Here is a 23684-nt window from a genome sequence, read left to right as displayed (position 1 = left end):
GCTTGCAGGCGAGATGTACGCAGAGAGTCGGGTCTGGCCTCAGCACTACCCGCTCCAGCAGCCAGAGACGCAACAGAGGGAGCTACTACAGCTGCTCCCACTCCAGCATGCCGCCGGACATGTTCTTCAGGTTCGTGTAGCCTTGTGCCTGCAAATATTCGATCGCGCGTCCACTGCGAGCGCCGCTGCGGCATACGATGATCGTCTCGCCTTCCTGGGACACGTCCGCAAGCCGCTCCGGAATCGTCATCAGTGGGATGTTCACCGCGCCGTCAATGATGCCTAGGGCTGTTTCTTCAGGCTCCCGAACGTCGATGATATGCAGCTTCTCTCCGCTTGCTAGTCGCTCCTTCAGCGCTGCAGGGGTAATCGTTTCCATATAGACGTCAAGCCTCCATCTTCGTTATAGAGCTCGTCTTGGCGTTCTGTCGAATCCGCTTCATGGTTGCCGGATGCTAGGTCTGCCAGGCCGAATGCTCTCATCATACAAGGTTTGGAAAACGAAAGTCAAACGCTGGCGCTCACCTCCCGGGAACGCTCGGCAAGGAGGTGGTAGCGGTTGCTCTGGATCTATATCGGCCTCGCAGGAGCGCTGGGAGCGGCTCTGCGATTGCTGCTGTCGGCCGCGCTTCAGCAGGCTCCATTGTTCGCACTTCCATGGGGAACGCTGCTGTGCAACTGGACAGGCTGCCTGCTGCTTGGCATCGCGGCCTATCATCCGGCACTTGCCGAGCATCCGAGGCTGCGTACAGCCGTCACGACCGGACTGATCGGGTCGTTCACGACGTTCTCGACGTTCAGCGTCGAGCTGCTTACTCTGCTGGAGGCCGGACGTCTACCGACGGCGGCTCTCTACATGCTGCTTAGTGCGGTGGGCGGATTGCTGCTTGTCCGGTCAGGTAGAACATTCCAATTTGCACGATGGAAAAGGGGTTTCGACGATTGATGTCGAATATCGTAATAAGTGACCTGTTTGCGGTCGCTATCGGCGGTAGTGTCGGGGCGATGAGCCGTTATGCGGTCAGCACGATGTCAGCCAGACGGTACGCCGGTGCGGCCCTCCCGGTTGGCACGCTGCTCGTGAACCTGCTCGGCTCGTTCCTGCTCGGCTTGCTGTGGGGACAGGCGGAGCTGATCCACGAGAAGGTGTACGTGCTGCTCGGTACCGGGTTCTTGGGAGCATTCACGACGTTCTCCACCTTCAAGGTGGAGACAGAGGCCATGCTGCACAAGGGCAGCCGACGGACCGCAGCTGCATATATCGCAATCAGCTATGTAGCTGGTGTGCTGTTAGCCTGGCTCGGGTACATGCTGAGTGACTTCGCATTCGGACTATGATCATTGCAAGCGCTGTAACCGTATGCACTTTAATTTACATATAGATAGGGAGAGATTCGATTATTATGAAAGCTATTGTTAAGCCGACGCCGCGCCTGGAGGGGACGATTAATGCACTGTCCTCCAAAAATTACACGACCCGCTACCTGCTCATCAGCGCACTTGCCGACGGAGTAAGCACCGTATATTTCCCGGCGCACAGCGAGGATAGCGATGCCATGCGCCGCTGTATCCGCGATCTTGGAGCTGAGATCGAGGAGGATGAGGAGAAGATGGTCATCCGCGGCTTCGGCCGCAATCCGAAGCAGGTGAGCGAGCTGAACGTCGGCAATGCGGGAGCGGTGCTTCGTTTCCTCATGTCGGTCGCTGCCTTCCTGCCGGAGGTTACGTTCGTGAACAAGTACCCCGAGTCGCTCGGCAAGCGTCCGCATGACGACCTGATCGAGACGCTCGGCCAGATGGACGTGCAGGTCGAGCACAATGCAGGCAAGCTGCCGATTACGATTCGCGGTGGAAGCCCGAAGGGCGGCAAGCTGACTGTATCCGGTAACATCAGCTCGCAGTTCCTGAGCTCGCTCTTGTTCGTCGCTCCGCTGCTGGAGGAAGATACAGAGATTACGGTGCTGCACGATCTGAAGTCGAAGATTATTGTCGGTCAGACGCTGGAGGTCATCGCCCAAGCAGGTATTCAGATCGAGGCATCGGAGGACCTGATGCATTACAAGATTCCGGGCGGTCAAGCGTACAAGCCGCAGGAATATGTGGTACAGGGCGATTATCCGGGCTCTGCGGCGATTCTCGCTGCAGCGGCTGTAACGAACTCGGATGTAACGGTGCTCCGTCTAGCCGAGCAGAGCCGACAGGGCGAGCGCGCCTGCGTCGATGTGCTGCGTGCGATGGGCGTTGATCTGACGCATGAGAACGACATCGTTCACGTTCGCGGCAACCAGACGCTGAAGGCGGGCGAGTTCGACGGCGATCATTTCACGGATGCGGTGCTCGCGATGGTCGCTGCGGCTGTGTTCGCGGAAGGCACATCCCGCTTCTACAACGTCGAGAACCTGCGCTACAAGGAGTGCGACCGCATCACGGATTACTTGAACGAGCTGCGCAAGGCAGGAGCCGATGTAGAGGAGCGCCAGAGCGAAATTATCGTTCACGGTCGTCCGCAAGGTGTGACTGGCGGCGTGGAGATCAACGCTCACTTCGACCACCGCGTCATTATGGCTCTGACGGTCGTCGGTCTGCGCTCGGAGCAAGGACTTGTGATTAACGACGCGCATCATGTGGCGAAGTCGTACCCGCAATATTTCGACCATCTGCTGTCGCTGGGCGCGCAGATTGAGCTCGTCAAGGAATAAGTTCACGTCCGATAGTCCAACGACATCTGGGAAAGGAACATAATGCGATAGGGGCGGTGAGGAATCGTGGCCATTCTATGGAAGGGAATGCAGGTCACGCTTGCTTTCTTCTTGATTGCAGGCTTGCTGTTTGCCGGCGGTGTGTTCGCAGTGCTGTTATATGCCAAAATATCGGATCAGGACGATTGGGTGCGTCCTACTGTATATGAGCTGACCAGCAGGCTGGCCGAAGCGGAGCTTGCCTTGAAGGCCAAGGCCGCTGTAACAGGCGTAGAAGGTAGTGAGGTTGCTCCTGAGCCCGCCGAGGCTGCTGCTAACGGCGGCGTCGCCGCCCCTGCGCCGCAGGCTGCTCCTGCCCAGCCCGCTCCTGTCACCGTCATGCTCGATGCGCCGATCGTTCGGCAGCTGCCTGAGCTGCCTTCCGGCTGTGAGATTACGAGTCTGACTATGCTGTTGAACTACAAGGGTATCGCGGTGACGAAGCTGGAGATGGCGGCGCAGATGAAGCGTGACACGACACCGCTTCGATATAATAAGGATGGTTCGGTCGGCTATTGGGGCAACCCCAATACGGGCTTCGTAGGCGATCCGACTGGCAAGTCTCGAGGCTTCGGCATCTACCATACCGCCTTGTTCCCGCAGCTGAAGTCGCATATTCCGACCGCTGTAGACTTGACTCGCAAGCCGTTCTCGAAGCTGGAGGAGCAGCTGCGTAATGGTATTCCGTCCGTCGTATGGACGACGATTGATTACAAGCTGCCGAGCAAGTGGGTCGTCTGGGACACGCCGCTTGGCCCGATTCAGACGACGTTCATGGAGCATGCAGTGCTGCTCGTCGGCTATGATGAGCAGTTCGTGTATGTGAACGACCCGCTGTCGGGCGAGAGCAAGAAGCAGATCGATAAGCAGCAGTTCAAGAAGGTATGGGACGCGATGGGGCGGCAGGCGATTTCTTATACGAATGGGTAATGCTATAGAGGCTGCTCGAATCGGGCAGCCTGACTTGTATATAGTGGAGAGGAGCTGTTCAAGTATGGCGTTCGAGAATCCTTCTCGGGATCGAATTAAAGAAATATTAGCAGGCGCCCGCAACGTAGCGGTCGTCGGCTTGTCCGACAAGCCGGACCGTGTATCGTACATGGTCGCTGAGGCGATGCAGGCGAAGGGCTACCGGATCATCCCTGTTAATCCGATGGTTACAGGCACGATTCTCGGCGAGGTGTGCTACGCATCATTGACCGATATTCCGGAGCCCGTCGATATTGTCAACGTCTTCCGCCGTAGCGAACAGGTCGTGCCTGTCGCAGAGGAGTCGGTGAAGATCGGGGCCAAGACGTTCTGGCTGCAGCAAGGTATCTTCAACGAAGAGGCGGCGGACATCGCGCAGGCAGCCGGACTGGAAGTAATTATGGATCGTTGCATTAAGGTCGAGGATGCCATATTGCTGCCTGGAGGAAGGTAAGCATGAAGCACCAATTGGAGGAAGCACTGGCTGTCTATCTGGTGCTCGATCTGGGCGAATTCGAAGGCCGCAGTGCGCTCGATACAGCGAGGGCTGCCATTGAGGGCGGCGTGACCATCGTGCAGCTCAGAGAAAAGAAGGCGCAGCTGCGCGACGTGCTGCAGGCCGGTCGAGCGATTCGCGAGCTGTGCCGGGAGCAAGGCGTGCTGTTCGTCGTCAACGATCGCGTTGACGTTGCGCTGCTGCTGGAGGCCGACGGCGTCCACGTCGGACAAGATGATCTGCCCGCGCTGGAAGCACGTCGCCTGCTCGGACCGGACGCGATCATCGGCGTATCGGCGGGCACGATGGAGGAGGCGGAGTGGGCGGTCGCTCAAGGAGCCGATTACTTGGGCGTCGGTGCGATCTACTCGACGCTGACGAAGTCGGATGCCGGGGCACCGATCGGCACCGGCCTGCTTCAGGAGCTGAAGCAGCGCTGGCCGCAGCTGCCGATGGTTGGCATCGGCGGCGTCGATGCCGACAACGCGGCCGCCGTTATCGAGAGCGGCGCGGACGGTGTCGCGGTCGTCTCTGCGATTACGAAGCAGCAGGACGCAAGAGCCGCTGCAGAGAGGCTCGCTGAGGCGGTGCGTAGCGCCGCTTCACAGAACGCACGCTCTCATTCATGAGTGTGCTGCTGCAAGTGTGGGCGAGCCGAATAGGCTCGCCTTTCCGCGCTATATCGCTTGATTTCGGAGGGCGAACCGTTGTTTGACAAAAGTTTCGTTAGCGCTTACCATCGAAATAGTGCCAATGAAGGAATCGACAAAGGGGGCGCGTCTTGCTTTGAACTGGATGGGTAATTTACAGCAGCTAGGTAGGTCGCTTATGCTTCCGACCATCACGCTTCCTGTAGCGGCAATATTGATTCGGCTTGGCACCCTGCCTTGGGAGCAGGCGAATATGGGGCATATCGGCGAGATGCTGATGGCGTTCGGCACGACCATCTTTACATACTTACCGCTGATCTTCGCGGTCGGCGTGGCGCTAGGCTTGACTGAGAGCGCTGGCATGGCAGGGCTGTCTGCGCTGATCGGTCACTTCATGTTCTCGGAGACGCTGCAGCGTTATCTAGGTGAAACGTTCCAGCTTGGCGTTCCCGGCGGTATATTGATCGGGCTCCTCGCTGCAATAATCTACCACCGGGTGAAACATATCCAGCTGCCGGAGGCCATACAATTTTTCGGAGGGCCGCGTCTCGTTCCGATCTTCATGGGGCCGGCTGTATTCGTACTCACAATGGTGATGTTCAAGCTCGGCCCGCTGCTTAATCTGGCCATGCAGCAGCTGACAGAAGTGCTGCTCGGTATGGGCGGCTTCGGAACATTCCTATATGGCATTATTCATCGGTTGCTCGTGCCATCTGGACTGCATCATGTATTCAACAACTTCTTCTGGTTCCAGCTCGGCAGCTATGAGAATAACGGACAGCCGGTGTTCGGTGATCTTCCGCGATATTTCGCCGGAGATCCGACAGCAGGCATCTATATGGCAGGCTTATATCCGATCATGATGTTCGCCCTGCCAGCGATTGCCATCGCGATCATCCATGAGGCGAGGGAGGACCTGAAGCCGAAGGTGCGTACGACGTTTCTCACAGCGGCGTTCGCCTGCTTCTTGACGGGAGTGACGGAGCCGATTGAGTTTGCGTTCTTGTTCGTGGCGCCTTACTTGTTCATCGTGCATGCGATCTTGTCTGGCTTGTCGATGTGGATTGCATATTCACTTGGCATTCATCACGGCTTCTCGCATTCGGCAGGGGCGATCGACTACTTGATTAATTTGCATCTGTCCACGAACGGGCTGCTGCTCATCCCTGTCGGTCTCGCGTACGGCGCCTTCTACTATGTGCTGTTCCGCTGGGCGATTCGCAGATTCAGGCTGCCAACACCCGGCCGCGAGGAGGGCTCACACCTGGAGGAGTGGGCCGGCGATATTCCGTACCGATCTCCGCTCATTCTGGAGGCGCTCGGCGGCAAGAACAATATCAAGAGCATCGAGGCGTGTATTACCCGCTTGCGTCTGACGCTCGTGAACGACAAGCAGATGGACACGGCGGCGCTGAAGCACCTCGGGGCGGCGGGCGTTATCCATCTGGGCGGCGGCAATGTGCAGGTCGTATTCGGCACCTACTCCGAGCTGATCCGCGAGGAGATCAACAAGGTGCTGCGCAAGGACATTCATCAAGTGCTGTTCAGCTCGCCGATGCAAGGGCGTATGATTGCGCTGGAGGATGTGCCGGATAAAATATTCGCAGGCAAAATCGTCGGCAACGGCGTCGCCTTCATCCCGGAGAAGGGGGAGCTCGTAGCCCCGATTGCCGGGAAAATTATTCATCTGTATCCGACGCTGCATGCGCTCGGCATCGAAACGGAGCATGGCCTTCAGGTGCTGCTACATATCGGCATCGATACGGCGCAGCTTCAGGGTAAATATTTCACCGCCTACGTGAAGGAGGGCGACGAGGTAGAAGCCGGTCAGCTGCTCGTGCGCTTCAACCTGCAGAAGGTGAAGAAGGGCTGCAAGTCGCTCGCAACGCCGATGGTCATTACGAACGCGGAGACGGTGAAGTCGTGGAGCTTCGCACCTTATAAGGCGGTCAAGAAGGGGCAGGCGTCCGTCATGTCGGTCGTAGTCAAAGATACCGTCACACCAGGCACAAGGGGAGGGAACGTTTTTGGTTAGGGGGATAGGAGCTTCATCCGGCATTGCGATGGGCAAGGCTTTCGTCATTCCGACCTGGGAGTGGGACTTTCCCGATAAGCTGATTGATGTTACGGACTTGGCCTACGAATTCGAAAGGCTGTATGACGGCATACGCAGCTCGAAGGACGAAATCCGGCAAATTAAAGAAGAATTCGTCAACGTCCTTGGCGAGGAGCAGACACAAATATTCGACGCACATCTGGCCATTCTGGAGGACCCTGTCTTCATGAACGAGGTGCAGGGTATCATGCAGCGGCAGTACAAGGCTGCGGAGGTTGCGGTCAAGGAGACGATCGAGAAGTTCGTCAACATGTTCGACCTGCTGGACGACGGGTATATGAAGGAGCGTGCGCTCGATATTAAGGATGTCGGCAACCGACTGCTGAAGCATCTGCTCGGCGCGCTGGAGGAGACATTGCCACCGAAGGATGAGCCGTATGTGCTCGTCGCGAAGGAGCTTATTCCGTCGCAGATGGTGCATCTGGATGTGAACCAGACGTTAGGCCTTGTTACGATGATGGGTGGCAAAACGTCGCATGTCGCCATCATGGCGCGTGCAATGGGCGTTCCGTATGTGGTCGGGCTAGAGGAGCATCTGGCAACGCCGATTCAGACCGGGGACTTCCTCATTATCGACGGAGACGAAGGAATCGTCTATATTAATCCTTCAGAGACGGTCGTCAAGCATTACTTGAAGCTGAAGGAGAGCTGGAGGCAGGAGCAGGATCAGCTGATGCAGCTAGCAGACCTGCCTTCGCAGACGATGGATGGACTCAGCTACAATTTAGCTGCGAACATCAGCTCGATCAAGGAGCTGGAGCAGGCGATCGTGAAGGGAGCGAGCGGCGTCGGACTGTTCCGGACCGAGTTCCTGTACATGAACCGCGCCACCTTCCCGGGCGAGGAGGAGCAGTACGAGGTGTATAAGGAGGCGGCGGAGAAGCTTGCAGGCAAGCCGCTCGTCATCCGTACGCTGGATGTGGGCGGTGACAAGCATCTCGATTATCTGGAGCTTCCGGAGGAGGAGAATCCGTCGCTCGGTTATCGAGCCATTCGGATTATGCTTGACCGTACCGATCTGTTCAAGACACAGCTTCGCGCCATTGTCAGGTCAAGCTCGTACGGATGCATTAAGATCATGTATCCGATGATCTCGTCGCTTGAGGAGCTTCGCAGAGCCAATGAGGTACTGCAGGAGGTGAAGGAGGAGCTTCGACAAGAGGGTGCTTCCTTCAAGGATGATATTCCGGTCGGCATTATGATCGAGCTGCCAGCTGCCGTCATGATCTCCGACCTGCTGGCGCAGGAGGTTGACTTCTTCAGTATTGGGACGAACGATCTGGTGCAGTATGTGCTGGCGGTCGACCGGATGAACGAGCATGTCGCTCACCTCTATGACCCTTACCACCCGTCTATACTTCGCATGCTGAAGATGACGGTGGATAATGCTCGCAAGCAAGGAATTCAGGTAAGTGTATGCGGTGAAATCGCAGGTGATGTGCGTGCGCTTCCTCTCTGGATCGCCCTCGGCATCACTGACCTGAGTATGTCCGTTGCGTCCATATTGCGGGTGAAGAGCCGACTTATTCAAAGCTTGTCTACGGATGCATCGAACATGTGGAAGCAGCTGTCAGCCTGTACGAGCAGCGTGCGTGTGCTTGAGGTGCTGGAGCATTATGCGCAGAACGAGGCTGTGAGCCCCGAGCGACTGCGGGACGTGAACGAGAGCGGAGGGGCGAACCTTGATGTTCCCCGTTCGACGAGCAGTTGTATGTAAGTGATGGTAACTACGAACGAAGGAGTGAATGTAATGGAGCTGAAGGGCTATAAGGTGCTCGCCTTTGTCGATGAAGAGTTCGAGGATTTGGAAATGTGGTATCCGGTGCTCAGGCTGCGCGAGGCAGGCGCAGAGGTGCATCTGGCTGGGCCGAAGAAGGATCATTCCTACATCGGCAAGTATGGGGTGCCACTGAAGACGGATTATGCGCTGGATGAGGTGCAAGCGTCCGATTACATCGGCTTGTATGTGCCGGGCGGCTGGGCGCCGGACAAGCTTCGCCGCTACGAGTCGGTGCTGCGGCTGACACGTGAGTTTCATGAGGCGGAGAAGCCGATCGCGCACATCTGTCATGCAGGCTGGGTGCTCGCCTCTGCGAAAATATGCAAGGGCTATACGATGACGTCCACACCGGGCATCAAGGATGACCTTGAGAATGCAGGCGCGATCTGGATCGATGAGGAGGCGGTGGTCGACCGCAACATCGTATCTGGCCGCAGACCGCCAGACCTTCCTGCGTTCACGAAGCTGTTCGTCGACGTGCTGGCGAAATATATTCAGAAATAACGATCCGAGGAGCTTCACATGAACTCGAGCAAATGGTTACGTTGGCTGCCCTCCATCCTGTGGATGGCAGCTATTTTTTATTTCTCGTCGCGTACGGGCGGCGATCTGGGCGGCTGGCTCGATGCGATCCAGCGCTGGATTCCGATGATGGCCGGGTTCGATTGGGGCCACTTCGTCTCGTACTTTATACTTGCGCTGACGTACTTGTGGGGGCTGCGACCAACAGTCGTTAGCTGGGCAGTGAAGGGACTGGTCGTCCTTCTGTGCCTGTTGTACGGTGTATCCGATGAGCTGCATCAAGCGTTCGTGCCGGGGCGGACGCCTGATGTGTATGACCTGCGCAACGATACGATCGGTGCTGTGCTGGCGATGCTCGTCTGCTCCGTGCCCGCGGTGAGGCGCTTCTTCGAGCCTAAGCGCTGATGCTAATATTTGCTAGCCTTCTGGCGGCAGGAGATATTGAACGCAGGTAGAATTCATAATGCGAGAAGTGTTCAAGAACTCAAGTCTGTTTCGCCGTCAAAAAGGAGTGGTATACTTGCAGAAGCAGTGCAAATGCGGAAAGTCCATGAGCATCCGCCTCCGTACCGTCATTTATCAAAATAAAGTGGAAATTGAGAACGTCCCGATCTTCTCCTGTGACGCTTGCAACCGCAGCGAGGTGTTCGCCGAGGTGAAGCCGGACTTGACTGGTCTCATTGGTACGCTAGGTGGCAGGCCGGAGAAGAAGCAGGTGTTATTTAACGAAGTGAGCGAGGTAGCTCATCTGATGCAGAAGGTGACCGACAAAAAACGGGCTAACGACTCGATCGAGACGATCATTGATGAGCGCATTAATGAGCTGCTTGACTTACTCCTGCTTGCCCGTTCGCTCGACGACGAGCTATGGATTGAGGACGTGCGGAGAAGGCTTTCGCAGATTGCGAAGCATTCGCTGACGGTACAGGATTTTTAAAAGCCACTGCTTTGCAGTTGGCTTTTTTAGCGTAATTTGTTACTATAAACAGAAGCAAGCGGCTAAATTCATTGCGAAAGCTAACAATTTGTCGTATGATAAGTCTAAATGACCTGATCGCATTATACATTATTAAACAATGGAGAGAATGGCCGTGACTGTGACAATTTATGATGTAGCCAGAGAAGCAGGCGTTTCCATGGCAACCGTCTCGAGGGTTGTCAATAACAACCCGAATGTAAAGCCACAAACACGCAAAAAAGTGTTCGAAGCGATTGAACGGCTTGGTTATCGTCCGAATGCGGTTGCGCGTGGGCTTGCGAGCAAAAAGACGACGACCGTGGGCGTGGTCATTCCCGATATTTCGAATTCGATTTTCTCAGAAGTTGCACGAGGCATTGAAGATATTGCGAATATGTATCATTATAATATCATCCTCTGTAATGCCGACAAGAAGAAGGAAAAAGAAATCCGCGTCATTAACACGCTGCTGGAGAAGCAGGTGGATGGTCTGCTCTTCATGGGCGGTACTGTAACCGAGGAGCATGTACAAGCATTCAAGACGGCATCGGTGCCGGTCGTATTGTGTGCGACAGCCGATGAGCAGCGACTGATCCCATCTGTCGATATTGACCATGAGAAGGCCGCTTACGACGCTGTCTCGTTGCTCCTATCTCAGGGACACCGTGACATCGCGATGATTTCCGGCCACCTTCAGGATCCGGCCAACGGGTATGCCCGGTATCAGGGCTACAAGAAGGCGATGGAGGACGGCGGTGTGGAGCTCCGTGAGGAATATGTACGCGTAGGCAATTACCGTTACGAGTCGGGTATGGACGTGACGAAGCATTTCATTGAGCTTGAGAATCGTCCGACTGCGATCTTCGCAGCTACGGACGAGATGGCGATCGGTGCTATACATACGTTGCAGGACAGCGGCTTGAAGGTGCCTGACGATATGTCGGTCATCAGTGTCGACAACATTCGCATGGCTTCGATGGTTCGTCCACAGCTGACGACTGTTGCAATGCCGATGTACGATATCGGAGCGGTAGCGATGCGCCTGCTCACGAAGCTGATGAACAAGGAAACGAAGGATGCAGCCGAGCAGTCCCAGCAAGTTGTTTTGCCGCATGAAGTCATTCATAGAAATTCAGTGGCTCATCGTTGATGTGAGCCATTTCTTTTTGTAGAGGGAGGGATTCAGTTGGGTTATCAGAAGTTAGGTGTTATTGGTGCGATGAAGGAAGAAATTGAAATGTTCCACGCGCACCTGCAGGATACGCAGGAAACGGTGAAGGCCGGCATCACGTTCGTGGAAGGAACGCTGCATGGACAGCGGATCGTGCTGTGCCGCTCTGGCGTAGGCAAGGTGAACGCGGCAGTAACGACGCAGCTGCTGATTGATACGTTCGGCGTGGAAGCGATCGTATTCACGGGGGTAGCCGGTGCGGTAGACCCCGCGCTGAACGTTGGCGATCTGGTCGTGTCTACTGATCTGATGCAGCATGATGTAGACGTGACAGCGCTCGGCTTCCCGCGCGGCACGATACCTTATCAGGAGTCGTCCGTCTTCACGGCGAACAAGGAGCTGCGTGAGCTTGCGGCTGCCGTTAGCCGGGAGAAGTTCGAGGGCCGCGTGCTCGAGGGGCGCATCCTGTCCGGTGATCAGTTCATCGCGAGCCGCGAGGTCGTCAGCACCTTGCACAGCGAGCTGCAGGGCGCTTGCGTCGAGATGGAGGGCGCGGCGGTCGCGCAAGTATGCACGATGAACGAGGTTCCGTTCGTCGTCATTCGTTCGATGTCGGACAAGGCGGACGGGTCGGCGCATGTTAATTTTGCCGAGTTCACGCAGCTGGCTTCCGAGCATTCGTTCCAGATCGTGGACGGGATGCTTCTAAGGCTGCAGGCTTAGTCGTCGTGCTCCTGCACACGTTACATATTTTATTTAGAGATAAGGAGAGAATGTAGAGCATGTCTTCCGTTACTATGGATCAAGTGGTCGCTCTGGCGAAGCACAGAGGATTTATATTTCCAGGCTCCGAAATTTATGGAGGTCTCGCGAATACGTGGGATTACGGCCCGCTCGGCGTCGAGCTGAAGAACAATATCAAGCGCGCATGGTGGAAGAAGTTCATCCAGGAGTCGCCTTATAACGTCGGTCTGGATGCGGCGATTCTGATGAATCCGCAGGCCTGGGTCGCGTCTGGTCACGTCGGTAACTTCAACGATCCGATGATCGACTGTAAGAAGTGTAAGGTTCGCCACCGTGCGGACAAGCTGATCGAGAACGCGCTGTCGGACAAGGGCATCGAGATGATCGTGGACGGCTTGTCGTTCGCCGACATGGAGAAGCTGATCGCTGAGCATCAGATCGTATGTCCGGATTGCGGCGCGATGGATTATACCGAGATTCGTCAGTTCAACCTGATGTTCAAGACGTTCCAGGGTGTAACCGAGTCGAGCTCGAACGTCGTGTACCTGCGTCCGGAGACGGCGCAAGGCATCTTCGTGAACTTCAAGAATGTGCAGCGCACGATGCGCAAGAAGCTGCCATTCGGAATCGGTCAGATCGGTAAGAGCTTCCGTAACGAAATTACGCCGGGTAACTTCACATTCCGTACGCGTGAGTTCGAGCAGATGGAGCTTGAATTTTTCTGCAAGCCGGGCGAGGATATGCAATGGTTCGAATATTGGCGCGCGTTCTGCCGCGATTGGCTGCTCGGCCTCGGCATGAAGGAAGAGAGCATCCGTCTGCGTGACCATTCCGATGATGAGCTGTCGCACTACAGTAATGCGACGACAGATATTGAGTATCGGTTCCCATTCGGCTGGGGCGAGCTGTGGGGGATTGCAGACCGTACAGACTTCGACCTGAAGCAGCATATGGAGCATTCCGGTCAAGATCTGAGCTATCTGGATCAGGAGACGAACGAGAAATGTGTGCCTTACTGCATCGAGCCATCGCTTGGTGCGGACCGTGTCACGCTGGCGTTCCTGATCAACTCCTTCGAGGAGCAGAAGCTGGAAGGCGATGACAGCCGTACCGTCCTTCACCTGCACCCGGCTCTGGCGCCGTATAAGGCAGCGATCTTCCCGTTGTCGAAGAAGCTGTCTGAAGGCGCGCACAAGGTGTTCGCAGACCTCGCCAAGCATTACCTCGTCGATTACGATGAGACGGGCTCGATCGGCAAGCGTTACCGCCGTCACGACGAGATCGGTACGCCGTTCTGCATTACGTTCGACTTCGAGTCGGAGCAGGATGGACAAGTTACGGTGCGCGACCGCGATACGATGGAGCAGACCCGGATGCCGATCAGCGAGCTGAAGACGTTCCTCGATAGCAAGATCGAATTTTAATGAAGGAGCCGCAGTCCTGTTTACAAGGGCTTGCGGCTTTTTTGCGGCTCTCAGTAGCCGTCTGTTCCTCTGAGCATGAGCGTGCTGAATCTTGGGTAACCTAGCAGTAGCTTATATCAAGAGAAGGGACGCTTCGCATTATGGCATTCATGACCATTAACGGTACTCGCATCTACTACCGCATGAGGGGGCAAGGAATTCCGCTCGTGCTGATTCATCCGCCTCTATTGACGTCTTCGGTATTCGATCGACAGCTGGAAGAGCTGTCGGACATGTTCCAGGTGATCACCTTCGATGCTCGCGGGCACGGCCGTAGCGACTACTCGCGCATACCGATCTCATACGGGCTGCTAGCAGAGGATATCGTTCAGCTGCTGGATGTGCTCCAGATTAAGAAGGCATATATTGGAGGCTATTCGACGGGAGGCTCGGTCGCTCTGGAAGCACTGCTCACTGCCTCGGACCGATTCTGGGGCGGTATATTGATCAGCGCAATGTCAGAGGTGAGCACGCCTGTACTGAGCGGCGAGGTGTGGCTGGCACGCCTGCTGTCGGGCATGCGGGCGAAGCGCTTGCTGGCGTCTGCCATATCGTACGGCAATGCCGATAGCTTCAGTCAATATCGGCTGCTGTACGAATCGGCGATGCGCGGCGATATTCGTAACATTCATCAATATTACCGATTCAGCTACTTATACAATTGCTCGGATCGGCTGCACGAGATTCAACTCCCGACGCTTCTCATATACGGGGATAAGGACAAGCGCTTTACCGGCTATGCCCAGCTGCTGCATCGAGGCCTCGCGAGCTCCTCGCTCGTGATGGTGAAGGGCGCGAAGCATCAGCTGCCGACCAAGGAGGCACGCAGACTCCACTTCGCAGTACGCGAGTGGGTGAAGGAGCATCAGGCTGAGCTGGAGCCTGTGACTCGGGAACGGCTTCTGCAGGTGGTGAAGCAGGGCGCTGTCCCTATGGAGCCATGGGTATATGATGCGGGCGAAGATATTCACTACATCTAGCTACTGTCTATGTCAAAAAAACAAGCCGTTTGTTCCAAGGAGCATACGGCTTGCTGCATTCATAGGGTAGACAGCATATGCACAGCTTGCATGCATCTCTAGCTGTGGTACAGCATCGATAAGGAGACCACCTGCCGATTCTTCTCGGTAATCTCCTTGCGTCGTGGCATCGGCTCCCACGTATGCACCGGGTCTAGCCATGTCGTGGGCAGCGGAAGCTCGCAATGGGGCTGCCAAGCTCGAATCCACTCGTCCGGCAGCGGTAGCTCTGGCGATTGTGCGAGCTGCTCGGCGATCGGATGGCCGCTCATGACGAGCCATAGTAGGCTCCACGCTCGCGGTACGACGCGCCAGATGTCATAGCCACCCCCGCCGAGCGCGACCCAGCGGCCACTGCAGTATTGCTCAGCCAGCTGAAGCAGTAGCTGCGGCATGCGGTGGTAGATCCGCATGCTACAGTGAATATGGGCGAGAGGATCGAACGCATGCGCGTCACAGCCGTGCTGGGAGACGATCAGGTCTGGCTTGAAATGTGCGATCGTACGGCTTAGTGTCTCTTCGAAGCATTCCAGCCACGAGTCATCCTCCGTAAACGGTTCCATCGGAACGTTCACACAGGTGCCGAACCCGGCATCGTCGCCGCGCTCATTCGCGGCTCCAGTACCGGGGAACAAGTATTTACCTGTTTCATGAATCGAAAACGTACAGATGCTCGGATCGGTGTAGAACGCCCACTGTACGCCGTCTCCGTGATGCACGTCGGTATCGACATAGAGCACGCGCGCTCCGTACTTCTGCTTCGCATGGGCGATGGCAACCGCGGCATCGTTATACACGCAGAAGCCCGCACCCTTGTTTGGCATCGCGTGATGCAGTCCGCCTCCAAGATGGAGGGCGTGCTTCACGGTGCCGCTCATGACTGCATCCACAGCATGAACGGAACCTCCGACGACGTGCCGTGTTATGTCATGCATGCTGCAGAAGTAGGGGGTGTCCTCGGTATCGAGACCATACTGTCCCGCCTTCGATGACCAGCCAGCCGACGGTGTCTCCTCGCTGAGCGCCTTCACCGCTTCAATATAGTCCTGCGTATGGACGAGCTGCAGCAGCTCCTCCGCGGCAGGAGATGTCGGAACGGTGTAGCTAGGTGTCAGTGCTCCAGCCTTCATGAGCAGATCAACAGTGAGCTGTAGTCGCTTCTGGTTGAATGGATGGCTGTCATTGAAGCGGTACGCCGTTTCATGCTCATCATAAATAAATAATGCTGTAGGATTCGATTCCGATTTCATCCTCGTGTGCCTCCACTAGTACATAAACCGCTGTCTGAATCGGACCCGATCGAATTGCTCGACGGAGGACAGCGGTACATATTTGCCGATTCGAACCATTAAGCAATTGGCTGGATGGGAGCATATTTCCGGATCGTCGGTAGCATACCAGACCATATCAACGCTCTTCATCAGCTTCTCCATCATATCGCGGTATTCCCACACGTTCAGTCCGCTCTGCTCCAGGTCCCAATGCCAATAATATTCGGTCGTAAAGGTGATGACGTTCTCCAGCTGCTCGTCCATGAAGGCGAGCTGAATCATTTTTTTGCCGAGGCCGAGTCCCCGATAATCGTTCGCCACCTCGATGGCACCAAGCTCGATCAGATCGTCCATCTGACCCTCAGACCAGCGCTCCAGCTCGTCGGGGTAATGGAAGGTGACATAGCCGACGATCACGTCCCCGTGACGTGCTGCGATGATGCGCCCCTCAGGCAGCTCCGCGATCTCGAGGAGAGCCTCGAACTGTTCCTTCGGGCGTCGGAACGCATCGAGGTCGGCGTGCATCGAATACGCTCGCAGCCGATTCGGCTCGATCGGACCTTCGATGACGATAACGCTGTCGAGATAAGGGACGGTGTAGGTGTGCAGTATTTTGCGATGCTCCATGAGGCGTTCTCTCCCTGTACAACGTTTACACAGCTTTAAGCATAACAAATAAATGGTCGGAGAGAAAGCATTATGCTATAATATGGGATGGATTGTGTAAGCGTTTTAATACATAAGTACGACATTCGGGAGGTTATGAGAGATGGATCAAGCGAGTGTAGAAACGATAGCGCCCGTATCGGGTCATTCGAATATGACCGATTATGAGCAGGAACGCGCCCAGTTCAGCTGGGAGCGTGTGGAGCAGACGTTCTCTTGGTCCGCTACCGGACAAGTGAATATGGCTCACGAAGCGATTGACCGTCATGCCCAGTCCGAGCGCAAGCACAAGATAGCGCTCCATTACAGCGATGACCGTCGGGACGAGCAGTATACGTATGAGCAGATGATGCTGCAATCGAATCGGTTCGGCAACGTGCTGCGCAAGCTCGGCGTAGGCAAGGGTGACCGCGTCTTTATATTTATGCCGCGCACACCGGAGCTGTACTTCTCGCTGCTCGGCATTCTGAAGGTCGGCGCCATTGCCGGGCCTCTATTCGAGGCGTTCATGGAGACGGCTGTGAGGGATCGACTCGAGGACAGTGAGGCGGTGGCGATCGTGACGACGCCTTCGCAGCTGAGCCGTGTGCCCGTTGATCAGCTGCCGAAGCTGAAGCACGTCATTCTGGTCGGCACAGAGCTGGAGCTGCAGGAGGGTCAGGTTGACTTTTATCAAGAAATGGCTGACGCTTCGGAGGAGCTTGACCTTGAGTGGATGGACCGTGAGGACCCGATGCTCATTCATTACACGTCTGGCTCTACAGGCAAGCCGAAGGGCGTTGTGCACGTGCACAATGCGATGATTCAGCAATACTATACAGGCAAGGTCGTGCTCGATCTGCAGGAATCGGACGTCTATTGGTGTACAGCCGACCCCGGCTGGGTCACGGGTACATCGTACGGCATCTTCGCGCCGTGGCTGAACGGAGCGACGAACGTCATCCGCGGAGGTCGCTTCAGCCCGCAGGATTGGTATAACACGATCCAGCGCTACAAGGTGACGGTATGGTACAGTGCGCCAACGGCGTTCCGCATGCTGATGGGAGCAGGCGACGAGGCGGTCAAGCAGTTCGACCTGTCCACGCTGCGTCACGTGCTGAGCGTAGGCGAGCCGCTCAATCCGGAGGTCGTACGCTGGGGGCTGAAGGTGTACGGTCAGCGTATTCACGATACGTGGTGGATGACCGAGACAGGCGCACAGCTCATCTGTAACTACCCGTGCATGGCCATTCGTCCCGGCTCGATGGGCAAGCCGCTGCCAGGCGTTGAGGCAGCTATTATCGACGATGCAGGCAACGTGCTGCCGCCGTTCCGTATGGGCAATCTGGCGATCAAGACGCCTTGGCCGTCGCTGATGCGTAAGATCTGGAAGAACGAGCCCAAATTCCAGGAATATTTCCGTATTCCGGGCTGGTACATCTCCGGCGACTCCGCTTACATGGATGCAGACGGCTACTTCTGGTTCCAAGGCCGAATCGATGATGTGATTAATACGGCAGGCGAGCGGGTCGGTCCGTTCGAGGTCGAGAGCAAGCTGGTGGAGCATCCAGCCGTCGCCGAGGCTGGTGTTATCGGCAAGCCGGACGCCATGCGCGGCGAGATCATCAAGGCGTTCATCGCGCTTCGTGAAGGGTATACGCCATCAGAGGAGCTGAAGGCGGACATCTCGCGCTTCGTCAAGGAAGGGCTGTCCGCCCACGCAGCGCCGCGCGAGATCGAATTCAAGGATAAGCTGCCGAAGACGCGCAGCGGCAAAATTATGCGCCGCGTGTTGAAGGCGTGGGAGCTGAACCTGCCGACCGGCGACTTGTCGACGATCGAGGATTAAGCTTTGAAGCTCTGAGCAGCAGCGATTAAGCATATATGAGTAAGATTAAAGAGGCCTTACCGGCTCCTAGAGGGAGCGGTAAGGCCTTTTCAGCTTATTTCACATAATGAATGGCCACAGAAGGCTTCGATTCACCGTGCTCGTTCACGGCGGTAATCCGGTAGTAGCCGTCGAACGACACCGCATAGTAGCGGAACTTCGTCGCGCCCTTCACCGAGCCGATCTTCGTGAACGTACCGTCCGCCTTCTCGCTGAAGTAGACGGTGTAGCTCGTCACCTTCTCGGTTGTCGAGCTGGCCTTCCAGGACAGCTCGACGCCTCCGCCTCCGGTTGACTTGCCTGTCAGCCCGGTAGGTGAGGCTGGCGGTGCCTTGGCCGCTGGTTGCTCCTTGGCCGCTGGCTGATCCGTCTTCGGCTTCATGCTAGGCGCAGTTGGTGTAGTTGGCGCGCCCGGTATGAGCTGCAGGTCGTCCAGCGTCTCATCGCTCGATGCGCCTCCCGTCTGTGGGTTGCCATCCTGCTCACTGTCCGCACCGAAGAACAGAAGGTCCATCGCCGTTCCATCTGTATACGCGGCCTTGCTCGGAGCCGATTCGCGGCCCGCTACATCAACAGAGGTGACGTAATAGCCATGGAAGCCGCTCGGCACTTCATCCGTGAATTTCGTCTCGGCGCCCGCAAGAACGACCTTGCCGGTCACCTGACGGAATTCGCCGTTGCTGACGGAGCGATACAGTCGATAACCGACGATGTCCGGATTCGTCGCTGCTTGGAATGTGATAACGCTGGTGCTACCTGAATGGGTGGCAACGACGGTCGTCGGTGCGTTCGGCGCTTCGCCGTCGTCCACTCTCGGGTCCGTCTCGGAAGGGGCGTCCTCCTCGAAGTCCCTCGGCTTGTAGAAGTCAACACTGCGCTTACGCTCTGGCGGCATGCGGTCCATGATCGCCATAATTTCCTGCAGGATGGTGTTCAGCGATTGTTCCCGCCGGATGACCGTCTTCTCCTGAACGAAGTCACTCGGCGTCGCTTCTTGTGCGATGTAGTTCAGTCCGTTATAGCTGATAATCGGCAGCTTGACCAGAACGTTGTCTTCCTCGGTAGGAATGTACTTTTTGTTGAAAATGTCCGTCGTCAGCTTGCCGGCTGCCGTGATCGACTCACTCGGGAGCTTACCTGATAGACTCGAGACGGTCATCTCGACGATGTTCGCTGGCTTCGTGAACCCCTTGGTCGGGAACAGCTCTGGATGCTTCTCAATGGCGGCGTTCAGCGCCATCGCCCACACGTTCTTCGCGCGATTCGTACCGCCAGTGTTCTTACTTAGCTTATGAATTTGCAGCTCATAGCCAGCCCAGACGCCAAGCGTCACATCGGGCGTATAGCCCATGAACCAGGCATCTGCGTCGTCCTGGGTCGAGCCTGTTTTGCCGACAATCGGGATTTTGCCATAATGCTTATACTTAGTCATCAAGTCTGTCGCCGTACCGGACGTAATGACGGTTCGCATCATATCGGTCATGAGGTATGCGGTTTCCTCCGAGAATGCCGTCTTCGGCTTCAGCTGATGCTCGTACACGACGTTGCCGTTCGAATCGGTAATCTTGGAGATCAAGTACGCCTCGTTGTACACGCCCTTGTTGCCGATGGTGGCATACGCATTCGTCAGCTCCTTCACCGTCACTCCGTACTTCAAGCCGCCGATGACGCCCGTCTGGGCGACGTAATCGGCTTCCGTAACTGACTTGATGCCTACGGAGTTAGCAAATAGCCAAGCCTCCTTAATGCCGACCGTCTCGGTGAACAGCTTGATCGCAGGGATATTGTACGACTGGTTCAGCGCATGTCGGGCGGTGACGAGGCCGTGGTAGCCGTCATCCCAGTTCTCTGGAATGTGGTAGCCGACCTTCGTGCCGTCCTTCAGCAGCAGCGGGACGTCATCAATGACAGAGGCTGGCTGGATCGCGCCCTTCTCGAGAGCAGGGAGGAAGGCGGCGATCGGCTTCATCGTGGAGCCCGGCTGGCGGAACGCCTGTGTGGCATGGTTCAGCTGCTCCTTGAAGAAGTCGCGTCCCTCCAGCATGCCGAGTATGGCTCCGGTCTTGTTCTCGATCATGACGGCGCCGACCTGCTCGACCCCTTTGACCTTATCGTCGGCTGTGAAGTTCTTAGGCTCCTGTGCAATCGCGCGCATCGACTCGTAAATGTCCTTGTCGATCGTCGTGTGCACATGGTAGCCGCCCCGGCTCAGCTTCGACTGCATGCTCTTCAGCGCCTCAGCATATGTATCGGCGTGCTTCTGTGGATCGAGCTCCGGATTCTCCACCTTCAGCAGCGCCTTGGCGGCTTCCTTCTCCACCTCGATCATCAAGTATGGATAGGTAGAGTATGCTTTCTTGACCCGCTCGGCGAGCGTGCTCTTCAGATCGAACTGCAGCGCTTCCTCGTATTGCAGCGACGTAATTTTACCTTCCTCCAGCATGCGGCGCAGCACGAGCTGTTGACGCGTGACCGCCCGCTTGAAGGCGGCTCCGTCGAATTCACCCTTGCTGCTGAACGCGGAGTAATTGCTTGGCAGCTGCGGCAGGCCGGCGAGGTAAGCCGCTTGAGCTAGATTAATTTGGCTCAAGTCCTCGATATTGAAGATGCCTTTGGCTGCCGCCTTGATGCCGTATACGTTGTAGCCGGATGAGCCGTTGCCGTACGGAATTTTGTTGAGATAGGCAAGCAAAATTTCGTCCTTCGACATCATACGCTCGAGACGCAGCGACAGGAAGATCTCCTTCGCCTTACGGCTGTCCGCCTTCTCCAGCGACAGGAATACGCGTCTTGCCAGCTGCTGCGTAATCGTGCTGCCGCCAGTCTGCACATCCTGGTTGAGCACCTTCTGCACAACGGCACGTGCCGTACCCTTGAAGTCGATACCGGGATGGTTGTAGAAATTGTTATCCTCGATGGCGAATACGGCGTCGAGCACGACCTGAGGAATATCGCTAAGTCCAGCCAGACGCCGGTCCTCCTCGGTGCGTAGCTGTCCGACAATCGTATGATCGCGGAAATAGACGAAGCCGGTCAGCGCATCCTCGTTCATCTGCTTCAGCATCGTCTCCTTGTCGCGGATCGGATCGTCCTTCACAAGGGCGGTCACATAGCCGAACGCAGCTCCGCCTGCGAGAAAGCCGCAGATGATGCCGATAATGAACAGCCATTTGAACGTAATAAGCGTATACTTACCGATTTGCAGCGCTATTTTTTTTGCCTTGCTAGCCTTGGAGCTTCTCTTATGAGTGCTGCTTTGCTTGGTTGAGTTATCCTTATGATCCATGTCCATGTAAACAGGTTCCTCCTGATTGGCTAAACATTCCTAACTATTATAGCACAATGCGTCAAGCTGGACATGCTTCGACACTCCTGCTGTGCGGCAGGAGCTGGTAGGGCGGGAGACCGTCGCTATGAGCAGACAACGTTTGACAATCGAAGCAGCATTGTGGTTAAATGAGACGAGCGCATCCTCGGCATATCGTTCGAGCTTGATGCGGCTGGTAGGACGAATACGTGAAATGCTACGATGGACGCGCAGTAGAGTCAACGCATGCAGCTTGCAGAGAGTCGGTGGGAGGTGTGAACCGGTGCTGAGCTTGTCTCGAATTACAGTCCGGAGCAGCGGAGGGGAACGAAGGCGCACGGCTTAAGCCAGAGCGCAGTTTCAGTAGCTTCCGATCGGGTTGTTCCCGTTATCGATGTGAGTGAGAGCCGTCCCATGTGGACCGGCTTTAATTAGGGTGGTACCGCGAGCATAGCCTTCTCGTCCCTTTGTGGATGAGAGGGCTTTTTTTGTCATGTAGGGCGTGTACACCCGCTATATCATAGGAGGAGGAATAAGGAATGGAAACCAAATGGGAACAGCTTACCGTACAGCAGCAGGAGGAAGTAAACCGTCAGCTGGAGACGATCCGGCGCGGCGTCATTGAGATCGTACCGGAGGACGAGCTTCGGCAGAAGGTGATCGACTCCGTCGCAACAGGCACGCCGCTGAAGGTGAAGCTCGGGCTTGACCCGTCCGCACCAGACATTCATGTCGGTCATACGGTCGTGCTTCATAAGCTGCGTCAATTTCAGGAGCTTGGCCATCAGGTTCAGCTGATCATTGGCGACTTCACGGGCCGCATTGGTGATCCGACAGGCAAGTCGGAGACGCGTAAGCAGCTGACCGAGGACGATGTGAAGCGCAACGCCGAGACGTACCAGAAGCAGATTTACAAAATTTTGGACGAGAGCAAAACAGAGCTATACTTCAACTCGCAATGGCTCGGCCCGATGACGTTCGCTGACGTCGTACAACTGTCGGCGAAGGTTACGGTTGCTCGCATGCTGGAGCGTGACGACTTCTCGAAGCGTTACGGCTCGGGACTGCCGATTCATATCCACGAATTTTTCTACCCGCTCATGCAGGGTTACGATTCGGTCGCACTGAAGAGCGACATTGAGCTCGGAGGCACCGACCAGAAGTTCAACCTGCTGATGGGCCGCACGCTCCAGAAGGAATACGGTGTTCCGACGCAGGTCGCCATCATGAACCCGCTGCTGGAGGGACTGGACGGCGTCAACAAGATGTCGAAGAGTCTGGGCAACTACATCGGTATCGACGAGGCACCGAACGAAATATACGGCAAGTCGATGTCCGTTCCGGACGAGCTGATGCTCAAGTATTATGAGCTGGCTACGGACTTGAGCAATGATGAGCTTGCGCAGCTGCGCAGCGGCATCGAGGACGGAACTGTTCATCCCCGCGATGCGAAAATGCGTCTGGCGTACACGTTCGTGCGTATGTATCACGGTGAGCAGGCGGCCGAGGAGGCGCAGCAGCACTTCGTGACGGTGTTCCAGCAGCGTGCGCTCCCGACTGATATCGAGGAGGTCGTGCTTCCTCTGGACGCTCTTGAGAACGGCACCATTCGCGCCGCGAAGCTGCTAGTTACGCTCGGACTGCAAGCATCTGGCAGCGAGGCGCGCCGCAGCGTACAGCAGGGAGCGATGAAGGTGAACGAGGAGAAGGTCGATGATCCGAATGCCGAGCTAACGCTCGCGGACGGTGATATTGTGCAGGTAGGCAAGCGGAAGTTCGCCCGTATTAAGCTCGGCTAATCATCCGTTGAACTCGGATGAACAACATCAGGCGTCGGTCTGAAGGTTGGTAGGCCGAAGCAACGACAATAAGCCTTCCCGGCACCTCGCGAGAGCAGGTGTTACGGAAGGCTTATTGGTTTTGCCAGCTTGGCATCCAGCATCGATC

At 56.2% G+C, this 23684-nt stretch carries 21 protein-coding genes and 1 other annotated feature; of the genes, 17 read left to right on the top strand and 4 right to left on the bottom strand.

All coding sequences use genetic code 11. The annotated features are described in order from the left end of the window. Positions 1–85: 85 nt before the first annotated feature. Positions 86–379 (bottom strand): rhodanese-like domain-containing protein, encoded by a 294-nt coding sequence (locus PAE68_RS14170; RefSeq protein ID WP_281887915.1) that lies wholly within the window; start codon positions 377–379, stop codon positions 86–88. A gap of 180 nt (positions 380–559) precedes the next feature. On the opposite strand from PAE68_RS14170, the gene crcB (PAE68_RS14165) reads away from it, so the two are divergent. The 15 genes from crcB (PAE68_RS14165) (at position 560) to PAE68_RS14095 (ending at position 14587) form a co-directional block, all read left to right on the top strand. Next, complete coding sequence (gene crcB, locus PAE68_RS14165) at positions 560–946, top strand: fluoride efflux transporter CrcB (RefSeq protein ID WP_281887913.1); 387 nt, start codon at positions 560–562, stop codon at positions 944–946. Continuing rightward, positions 946–1338, top strand: a complete 393-nt coding sequence (gene crcB / locus PAE68_RS14160) for a fluoride efflux transporter CrcB (protein WP_281887911.1) — start codon at positions 946–948, stop codon at positions 1336–1338. The genes crcB (PAE68_RS14165) and crcB (PAE68_RS14160) overlap by 1 nt, the downstream gene beginning before the upstream one ends. A 65-nt stretch (positions 1339–1403) precedes the next feature. Further along, on the top strand, positions 1404–2699 hold the full coding sequence (gene aroA / locus PAE68_RS14155) for a 3-phosphoshikimate 1-carboxyvinyltransferase (RefSeq protein WP_281887909.1): 1296 nt from the start codon (positions 1404–1406) through the stop codon (positions 2697–2699). A gap of 66 nt (positions 2700–2765) precedes the next feature. Continuing rightward, positions 2766–3668, top strand: a complete 903-nt coding sequence (locus PAE68_RS14150; protein ID WP_281887907.1) for a C39 family peptidase — start codon at positions 2766–2768, stop codon at positions 3666–3668. A gap of 64 nt (positions 3669–3732) precedes the next feature. Then, on the top strand, positions 3733–4161 hold the full coding sequence (locus tag PAE68_RS14145) for a CoA-binding protein (RefSeq protein WP_281887906.1): 429 nt from the start codon (positions 3733–3735) through the stop codon (positions 4159–4161). 2 nt (positions 4162–4163) lie between these two features. Further along, positions 4164–4832, top strand: a complete 669-nt coding sequence (gene thiE, locus PAE68_RS14140) for a thiamine phosphate synthase (protein ID WP_281887904.1) — start codon at positions 4164–4166, stop codon at positions 4830–4832. A 157-nt stretch (positions 4833–4989) separates the two neighbouring features. Beyond that, a complete protein-coding gene (locus PAE68_RS14135; protein WP_281887902.1) occupies positions 4990–6888 on the top strand; it encodes a glucose PTS transporter subunit IIA in 1899 nt (632 codons plus the stop codon). Beyond that, positions 6881–8686 carry a phosphoenolpyruvate--protein phosphotransferase gene (gene ptsP, locus PAE68_RS14130; RefSeq protein ID WP_281887900.1) on the top strand — a complete coding sequence of 602 codons (1806 nt, stop codon included), beginning with the start codon at positions 6881–6883 and terminating at the stop codon, positions 8684–8686. The genes PAE68_RS14135 and ptsP overlap by 8 nt, the downstream gene beginning before the upstream one ends. A 33-nt stretch (positions 8687–8719) precedes the next feature. Further along, positions 8720–9253 carry a type 1 glutamine amidotransferase domain-containing protein gene (locus PAE68_RS14125; protein ID WP_281887898.1) on the top strand — a complete coding sequence of 178 codons (534 nt, stop codon included), beginning with the start codon at positions 8720–8722 and terminating at the stop codon, positions 9251–9253. 18 nt (positions 9254–9271) lie between these two features. Continuing rightward, complete coding sequence (locus PAE68_RS14120) at positions 9272–9676, top strand: VanZ family protein (protein ID WP_281887896.1); 405 nt, start codon at positions 9272–9274, stop codon at positions 9674–9676. A gap of 115 nt (positions 9677–9791) precedes the next feature. Continuing rightward, positions 9792–10208, top strand: a complete 417-nt coding sequence (locus PAE68_RS14115) for a hypothetical protein (protein ID WP_281887894.1) — start codon at positions 9792–9794, stop codon at positions 10206–10208. Between the two features lie 148 nt (positions 10209–10356). Continuing rightward, the gene (ccpA, locus tag PAE68_RS14110) at positions 10357–11379 is read left to right on the top strand and encodes a catabolite control protein A (protein ID WP_281887892.1); all 1023 of its coding nucleotides are present in this window, start codon (positions 10357–10359) and stop codon (positions 11377–11379) included. Positions 11380–11415: 36 nt separating this feature from the next. Next, on the top strand, positions 11416–12123 hold the full coding sequence (locus PAE68_RS14105; RefSeq protein ID WP_281887890.1) for a 5'-methylthioadenosine/adenosylhomocysteine nucleosidase: 708 nt from the start codon (positions 11416–11418) through the stop codon (positions 12121–12123). A 59-nt stretch (positions 12124–12182) separates the two neighbouring features. Beyond that, a complete protein-coding gene (locus PAE68_RS14100) occupies positions 12183–13568 on the top strand; it encodes a glycine--tRNA ligase (protein ID WP_281887888.1) in 1386 nt (461 codons plus the stop codon). Positions 13569–13708: 140 nt separating this feature from the next. Continuing rightward, complete coding sequence (locus tag PAE68_RS14095; RefSeq protein ID WP_281887886.1) at positions 13709–14587, top strand: alpha/beta fold hydrolase; 879 nt, start codon at positions 13709–13711, stop codon at positions 14585–14587. Between the two features lie 98 nt (positions 14588–14685). Here PAE68_RS14095 and PAE68_RS14090 read toward each other — a convergent pair whose 3' ends face one another. Then, a complete protein-coding gene (locus PAE68_RS14090) occupies positions 14686–15876 on the bottom strand; it encodes an acetoin utilization protein AcuC (protein WP_281887885.1) in 1191 nt (396 codons plus the stop codon). A gap of 15 nt (positions 15877–15891) precedes the next feature. Next, positions 15892–16524 carry a GNAT family N-acetyltransferase gene (locus PAE68_RS14085; RefSeq protein ID WP_281887883.1) on the bottom strand — a complete coding sequence of 211 codons (633 nt, stop codon included), beginning with the start codon at positions 16522–16524 and terminating at the stop codon, positions 15892–15894. Positions 16525–16666: 142 nt separating this feature from the next. Here PAE68_RS14085 and acsA point away from each other — a divergent pair, with 142 nt between their 5' ends. Further along, positions 16667–18391 (top strand): acetate--CoA ligase, encoded by a 1725-nt coding sequence (gene acsA / locus PAE68_RS14080; protein ID WP_281887881.1) that lies wholly within the window; start codon positions 16667–16669, stop codon positions 18389–18391. 94 nt (positions 18392–18485) lie between these two features. On the opposite strand, the gene PAE68_RS14075 is transcribed toward acsA, so the two are convergent. Then, positions 18486–21722 carry a transglycosylase domain-containing protein gene (locus PAE68_RS14075; protein ID WP_281887879.1) on the bottom strand — a complete coding sequence of 1079 codons (3237 nt, stop codon included), beginning with the start codon at positions 21720–21722 and terminating at the stop codon, positions 18486–18488. Between the two features lie 225 nt (positions 21723–21947). Then, positions 21948–22207 (top strand) — a binding site (T-box leader). 69 nt (positions 22208–22276) lie between these two features. Between PAE68_RS14075 and tyrS the strand changes: the two genes are divergently transcribed. Beyond that, on the top strand, positions 22277–23536 hold the full coding sequence (gene tyrS / locus PAE68_RS14070) for a tyrosine--tRNA ligase (protein ID WP_281887878.1): 1260 nt from the start codon (positions 22277–22279) through the stop codon (positions 23534–23536). Positions 23537–23684 lie beyond the last annotated feature (148 nt).

It is taken from the genome of Paenibacillus sp. YYML68, from assembly GCF_027923405.1.
GTDB lineage: Bacteria > Bacillota > Bacilli > Paenibacillales > NBRC-103111 > Paenibacillus_G.
This window is presented reverse-complemented; position numbering and strand designations above follow the sequence as displayed.